This is a genomic window from Carboxylicivirga agarovorans (genome assembly GCF_050589845.1).
GTDB classification, from domain to species: Bacteria; Bacteroidota; Bacteroidia; order Bacteroidales; family Marinilabiliaceae; genus Carboxylicivirga; species Carboxylicivirga agarovorans.
Map to the genome: position 1 here is coordinate 297,106 of NZ_JBNGPA010000004.1, position 7,034 is coordinate 304,139.

A 7,034-nucleotide genomic window follows, 5' to 3' on the forward strand; every position below is an offset into this window, starting at 1 on the left:
TAGAATTCCAAATTATTTATGCAATTTCTTATTGAATGAATATTAGATGCTTAATAAATTAGCGTTTTTATAGCGGGAAAAATTTGAACTTGCTTTGACTGCAATTGGCATTTTGCTATTTTACACTTTTATTAAACAAATCTACCTAAATGAAACGTCGACATTTTCTTCAAAGCTCGATCCTGGCAGGACTTGGACTTAGTATCACTGCATGTCAGAAATCAGAAACAAAAAAAGTTTCCGAACAAGTTGCTAATGATGATTTTATCCTTTCTGAAGCTACCGTCTCTGATTTACAAAATAAAATGAAATCAGGGGAGCTTTCTTCAAGAAGGATCGTAGAGCTTTATTTGCAACGTATAGAACAGGTCGATCAATCAGGTGCCGGACTGAATTCTGTTATCGAGCTGAATAAGGATGCTTTGACAATTGCAGATAAACTGGACGAAGAACGGGGTAATGGTAGGCTTAGAGGGCCACTACATGGAATTCCGGTTATTATTAAGGAGAATATTGATACGGCCGATAATATGGTCACATCAGCAGGCTCCATGGCATTGGCAAAACATATTGCAAAAGATGATGCTTTTATCATCAAAAAACTGCGCGAAGCAGGCGCTGTCTTACTTGGAAAAGCCAACCTCAGTGAGTGGGCTAATTTTCGTTCAACCAACTCCAGTAGTGGATGGAGCAGCAGGGGTGGTCAAACCAGGAATCCGTACGTTCTGGATCGCACGCCATGTGGTTCTTCATCCGGATCAGCAGTGTCGGTTTCTGCAAATCTGGCTCCTTTGGCAATAGGAACTGAAACAGATGGCTCTATCGTGTGTCCGTCTGGTATTAATGGGGTAGTTGGCATTAAGCCAACGGTAGGATTATTGTCACGTACAGGTATTATTCCTATTTCTGAAAGTCAGGATACGGCCGGGCCAATGGCCAGAACAGTTACTGATGCTGCCTTGTTGCTGGCAGCCTTGGCCGGTGTCGATGAAAAGGATGATAAAACAATGCTTCAGCCAGATCAGCCAGCCGTTTATCTCAATTTTGATGACACGGTGCTGGAAGGTGCCCGAATTGGTTATTTGAGTGAAAGTTCTGCTTTCGATAGTAGGGTTTCAGGTATTATTGATGAGGTTGTTGGTGTGTTATCAGATAAGGGTGCCGAAGTGATAGAAGTGAAAGCTTCAGATGAAATAAAACAACTGGGAAGGTACGAATGGACCGTATTGATTTGTGAATTTAAAGATGGGATAGAGAAATATCTTCAATCACATCCCGAATGCGGGTATTCATCTCTGCAGGAATTGATCCAATTTAATAATGATAATGCGGATGGTGTCATGCCTTGGTTTGAGCAGGAGATATTTGAAGCAGCTAATGAAACAAAAGGCTTAAGTGACGAAAATTACAAAGAAGCTAAAGAGAAGTGTTTGGAGCTATCACGTAATCTGGGAATTGATTCATTAATGGATGAATATAAGTTGGATGCATTAATGGCTCCTACAAATGGACCCGCATGGGCTATTGATTATGTAAATGGGGATAATTTCGGAGGAGGAAGCTCACAATTGGCGGCTGTTTCGGGTTATCCAAGTATCACCGTGCCGGCAGGAAATATTAAAGGTTTACCTATAGGTGTTTCTTTCTTTGGTAAACCATGGACGGAAAGTCGTTTAATACAAATAGCGCACCTGTATGAGAAAGTGAGTCAGAAACGTATTAAGCCTGCTTTTATTAAAAGCCTCATAAGTTGATGAGGATTGTCATTATGGTCATTGGGTTTATGTAAATGATGTATTATGAAGCGCTTGTTTGCTCTCTTGGTCTGTGTTGTATTGCTTAGCTGTGCTTTTGCTCAAACTAACCTGAATGAGGAATTGGTAAAGGCGCAGCAATTGACAAATGTGGGTTGTGAAAAGTTAAATGCAGGTGACTGTGATGGAGCCGAGAAGTGTTTTCTTGAAGCCATACGGATTGATGCAAGGGTCAGAGAGGCCTATATTCATTTAAATTCGATTTATAAAGAAAAAAGGGTAGAAGAAGCTGTTAAAATATTGGAATCAGCAGCGAAAGTATTTTATGATGACGATGAAATATGGTACTACCTTGCCAATCGTTATTATCAAGTGGAGCTCTTTAATAAAGCTATTCCTGCATACAAAGAAGCCATCAAATACAGTGAAATCAACGGTCGTGACTTTGGCCTGGTTTGGAGTTACTATTTCAACCTGGCCAATTCATTAGCCAGATCAGGTAAATGCAGAGAAAGTATTGTTTTTTACTCAAAGGCTGTTGAGCTTAAACCTGAAAATGCGAATATCTATTTTAACCGTGGTATGAACTACCTGATGTTGAAATTAAAAGACTCCGCCAGGTTAGACTGGATGAAATGTAAAGAACTGGGAATGGAGGGAGTGGATGAATATATAAAGGAGTACTTAAAATAATTGTAATCAGTAACTACGTGATGCTTATTTGAAATATATGATGAACAAGCGCTTTTCGGTTTTAAAAAGGATTATTAGCTTTAAATATGCCTTTAATGGCCTTAAGGTACTGTTACTGGAGGAGCATAATGCCAGAGTTCATTTAGTCGCCGCTATACTGGTGATCGTAGCAGGTTTTTATTTTCACCTTTCTAAGGTTGAATGGATGCTTGTTATTTTCGCAATTGGCTTTGTATTTGCCATGGAACTTCTTAATTCGGCAATCGAAAACCTTGCAGATATCATTACCCTGGATAAGGATGAAAGGATAAAGAAAACAAAAGATCTGGCGGCCGGTGGTGTATTGTTTGCCGCTCTAACAGCTTTGATAATTGGTCTGATCATCTTTATTCCAAAGATAATTGCAGTATTTACTTAATTGATAGTAGTTAATATGGATTTTGTTGGTTTGCTGTTAATGGCACTGTGCTTGTTGCCGGCCTGGTTTGGAAGAAGGCGTATTCAGTTTTTATTTTGTCCTTCTGATGTAATTGGTTTTAATAAAAAGAATCAATATTTCGGATTGTATAGCTTGTTGCCGTCGTTAATAGCAGCAGCTTTTCTAATTGCATATTTAAGAGAGTTGTTTCTTAGGGTGGAAATACTGAAAGAGTTCGAAAGCTTCGCTATTTTAATTGGAGGTATGGTTTTTATCGCTTTTCTGTATTACTCAGGTATAATGGCCGATTTTATAGTATATTATTCAAATGATAGATATAAAAAGTGGAGGGATACCAATAAAAAAGGGAGATGACCGTTACCAATCATCTCCCAAGGGTTGCTAACCCGATAATTCAAAAATTACCGGTTATATCATTAGTCTTGTTTAGAAGCACGTTTACGTTCGTGCTCTAAAAGTAATATTTTTCTCAGACGAATCGCACTTGGTGTTACTTCAACATACTCATCGCCCTGAATATATTCTAATGCTTCTTCTAAACTAAACACGATCGGGGGTGCTAATTTAACCTTATCATCAGCGCCAGACGATCTCATATTAGTTAACTTCTTAGTCTTTGTAATGTTCAATGTTAAATCGCCTTCACGGTTGTTTTCTCCAACAACCTGCCCCATGTAAACATCTTCCTGTGGTGCAACAAAGAACTTACCACGATCTTGCAGTTTATCTAAAGCATAGGCAATGGCTGTACCTGATTCAAGAACGATCAATGAGCCATTTACACGCTTCTCAATCTGTCCTTTCCAAGGCTGGAACTCAATGAAACGGTGGGCCATAATTGCTTCACCCTGTGTGGCTGTCAATAAATTACTACGTAATCCGATAATACCGCGCGATGGAATCTTGAATTCCAGGTGCACGCGTTCACCTTTTTTCTCCATTGAAGCCAGTTCACCTTTACGCTGAGTGACCATTTCAATGGCTTTTCCAGAATGCTCTTCCGGCAAATCGATGGTTAAGTCCTCAACAGGCTCCAGTTTCTCACCAAATTCCTCTTTAATAATCACACGTGGCTGACCAACCTGAAGCTCATAACCCTCACGACGCATGGTTTCAATCAATACTGACAAGTGAAGAACTCCCCGTCCGTATACATTCCATGAATCTGCTGAGTCGGTCTCTTCAACACGCAAAGCAAGGTTCTTCTCCAGCTCTTTATCCAAACGCTCTTTAATGTGACGTGATGTTACAAATTTACCCTCTTTACCAAAGAATGGTGAGTTGTTGATGGTAAACAGCATGCTCATGGTTGGTTCGTCAATTGCAATTGGCTCCAAAGGTTCCGGATTTTCAAAATCTGCAATCGTATCCCCAATATCAAAACCTTCGACACCTACTAAAGCACATAGCTCACCACATGATACTTTGTCAACTTTTGTTCTTCCTAAACCGTCAAAAACGTTTAATTCTTTTATGCGGGTGCGTGTTATGCTGCCGTCTCGCTTTACAAGGCTAACATCCTGATTTACCTCCAAATCACCTCTGTGTAATCGACCAATGGCAATTCGGCCAAGGTATTTACTGTGGTCTAAGGATGTGATTTGTAATTGAGGCGTACCTTTATTGTATTCGGGTGCAGGTATATGCTCCAGGATAGCGTCAAAAACAGCTTCTATATTATCTGTTTTCTTTTTCCAGTCGGTGCTCATCCAATTTTCTTTAGCCGAACCATATACCGATGGGAAATCCAGCTGATCTTCTGTGGCATCCAGAGAGAACATGAGGTCAAAAACATCTTCATGCACTTCTTCCGGGCGACAGTTTGGTTTATCAACTTTATTGATGACCACAATTGGCTTTAAGCCCAGTGAGATTGCTTTTTGAAGCACAAACCGAGTTTGTGGCATAGGTCCTTCAAAAGCATCCACCAATAGCAATACACCATCAGCCATGTTTAATACACGTTCAACTTCTCCACCAAAGTCGGAGTGACCCGGAGTGTCGATAATGTTAATTTTTACCCCTTTCCACATTACGGACACATTCTTTGACAAGATTGTGATACCACGCTCACGTTCAAGGTCGTTATTGTCCATAATGAGTTCACCAACTTCCTGGTGTTCCTTAAAAAGCTTTCCGGCCATTAACATCTTGTCAACCAGTGTTGTTTTACCGTGGTCAACGTGCGCGATGATGGCTACGTTTCTAATCTCTTGCATAGCTAAAATCCAAATGAGCCGCAAAGGTACTGCTATTTTTTGGTTTACAGCATTATGCAGGTATTAAAAAAGATAAATAAGCTTCAAAGCGAAACTGAACCATTGCAATATCAACCACTCAAAGCTCAACATATACAAGGCAGCGAATTTAAATTTACCGTGTTTATCTCATGTCCTTTGCTAAATATGCATAACCCTGGCATACCGTATGGTTTCATAGCTCTTTTGCTATATTTGCGCTTCAGGCTAATATTATCCCGATCAGAATGTCATGAAGAATAGTTTTTTAATTGCAGCACCATCCAGTAATTCAGGTAAAACAATAGTTACACTGGGTTTGATCAAAGCTTTACGCGATAAGGGCTTAAAGATACAAGCTTTTAAATGTGGGCCTGATTACATTGATCCGATGCATCATGCCCAGGTTGCCGGATGTCCATCATATAATCTTGATTTATGGATGTCAAATGAAGAACATGTGAATGATGTTTTTCATGCTAATATGCAAAATGCCGATGTTGGTGTAGTTGAGGGAGTAATGGGCTTATTTGATGGGGCCAAACGTGATAAGGGCAGCTCAGCAGAAATAGCACAAGTGTTGGATATACCGGTTATACTGGTTGTTAATGCTGCCGCAACCGCCTATTCGGTTGCGCCCTTATTGTATGGGTTTAAGAATTTTAACGCCAAACTCAAGGTTAAAGGGGTGATCTTCAATCGGGTTTCAGGAGAATCGCATTATCATTTTTTAAAGGAAGCTGCCGAAGATGCGGGTGTTGTACCCTTGGGATATGTGCCAAAAGATGAACGATTAAGCCTGGAGTCACGTCACCTGGGATTGTCACTTACAAATAATAAGGGTATGATGGAGGCGGTTGTCGCCTCGGCAGAACTGATAAACAGGTATGTAGATATGGATCAGCTACTTTCCATCTCACCAACAGAAATTAAAACCCTGCCCGCCAAAGAAAATGTAGCAAGATCATCTTCCTTAAAGTTCGCCATTGCGCGCGATGAAGCCTTTAATTTCATGTATCCGGCCAATGTTGATGTCTTAAAGCAATTGGGTGAAGTGATTCATTTTAGTCCCTTGTATGATGCCGATATACCGGATTGTGATGTAATCTGGTTTCCCGGTGGATATCCTGAATTATATGCCGAACAATTAGCCGCAAATACAAAAATGCTTAATGCTATAAGACTATTTGAAAGGCGTGGGGGAAAATTGATTGCCGAATGCGGTGGTATGATGTACCTCGGACGATCAGTCGAACTGAAAGACGGATCTGTATACCAGATGCTGGGGCTGTTTGATTATGAAACTTCTTTGAAGAATATGAAGCTTAAATTAGGTTATCGCTCCCTTGAGATAGAAGGCAATGTGTTTATGGGGCATGAGTTTCATTATTCTGCAATAACAAAGGATTGTTATGAAAAAGATGAGGCAATAAGCAAATCAGCACGAGGAAACAAGGTAGATATGCCCGTGTATAGAACTAATAATTGCTGGTCATCCTATTTTCATATCTACCTTGGTCAAAAGGAAAAAATGCAATCGTTTATACAACTGCTTAAGCTAAAAACGAAGTAACAGGTACTCCTAATTATCAGGAAGCATAGGCAACAGAAGTTCTTCCTGTATAAGTTGTTGTATATTATCTCCTTTTAAAATACTGGTGGAATAATTGTCCTCCAGGTTAAAGCCAGTCCATTTTTGCAATTTATTAATGGCGTAACTTTTAGTCGATAATGAATACAGATCAATCTGATGATCTCTACCCTGCGCAGTTAAAGTCAGGGCGTCGCCCACGAGTGTTCGAAAAGATTCAAACATTCACATATATAGTGTTTTGCAAGCTGTAAATCAGCTCTCCTCCTGGCAAGGAGGAGTACCTCGACGAAGGAGAGGGGAGGTGGTTTTAAGTCTTT

General features: G+C 40.1%; 7 protein-coding genes. 5 read left to right on the plus strand and 2 right to left on the minus strand.

Annotation, left to right across the window (positions count from 1 at the left end):
* Positions 1–149: 149 nt before the first annotated feature.
* From ACRD69_RS07195 to ACRD69_RS07210, 4 genes are read left to right on the plus strand one after another with little or no spacing between them, the layout of a single operon-like run.
* Positions 150–1,754, plus strand: a complete 1,605-nt coding sequence (locus ACRD69_RS07195; protein WP_430814401.1) for an amidase — start codon at positions 150–152, stop codon at positions 1,752–1,754.
* A gap of 45 nt (positions 1,755–1,799) precedes the next feature.
* Positions 1,800–2,447 carry a tetratricopeptide repeat protein gene (locus ACRD69_RS07200; protein WP_430814402.1) on the plus strand — a complete coding sequence of 216 codons (648 nt, stop codon included), beginning with the start codon at positions 1,800–1,802 and terminating at the stop codon, positions 2,445–2,447.
* Between the two features lie 37 nt (positions 2,448–2,484).
* Positions 2,485–2,865, plus strand: coding sequence for a diacylglycerol kinase family protein (locus tag ACRD69_RS07205; protein ID WP_430814403.1), 381 nt, complete (start codon positions 2,485–2,487; stop codon positions 2,863–2,865).
* 15 nt (positions 2,866–2,880) lie between these two features.
* Positions 2,881–3,240 (plus strand): hypothetical protein, encoded by a 360-nt coding sequence (locus ACRD69_RS07210; protein WP_430814404.1) that lies wholly within the window; start codon positions 2,881–2,883, stop codon positions 3,238–3,240.
* Positions 3,241–3,302: 62 nt separating this feature from the next.
* Here the strand turns inward: ACRD69_RS07210 and typA are convergent, their stop codons facing one another.
* Positions 3,303–5,105: a translational GTPase TypA gene (typA, locus tag ACRD69_RS07215; RefSeq protein ID WP_430814405.1), complete on the minus strand. Its 1,803-nt coding sequence runs from the start codon at positions 5,103–5,105 to the stop codon at positions 3,303–3,305.
* A 271-nt stretch (positions 5,106–5,376) separates the two neighbouring features.
* On the opposite strand from typA, the gene ACRD69_RS07220 reads away from it, so the two are divergent.
* Complete coding sequence (locus tag ACRD69_RS07220) at positions 5,377–6,696, plus strand: cobyrinic acid a,c-diamide synthase CobB (RefSeq protein WP_430814406.1); 1,320 nt, start codon at positions 5,377–5,379, stop codon at positions 6,694–6,696.
* Positions 6,697–6,705: 9 nt separating this feature from the next.
* On the opposite strand, the gene ACRD69_RS07225 is transcribed toward ACRD69_RS07220, so the two are convergent.
* The gene (locus tag ACRD69_RS07225) at positions 6,706–6,939 is read right to left on the minus strand and encodes a hypothetical protein (protein ID WP_430814407.1); all 234 of its coding nucleotides are present in this window, start codon (positions 6,937–6,939) and stop codon (positions 6,706–6,708) included.
* Positions 6,940–7,034 lie beyond the last annotated feature (95 nt).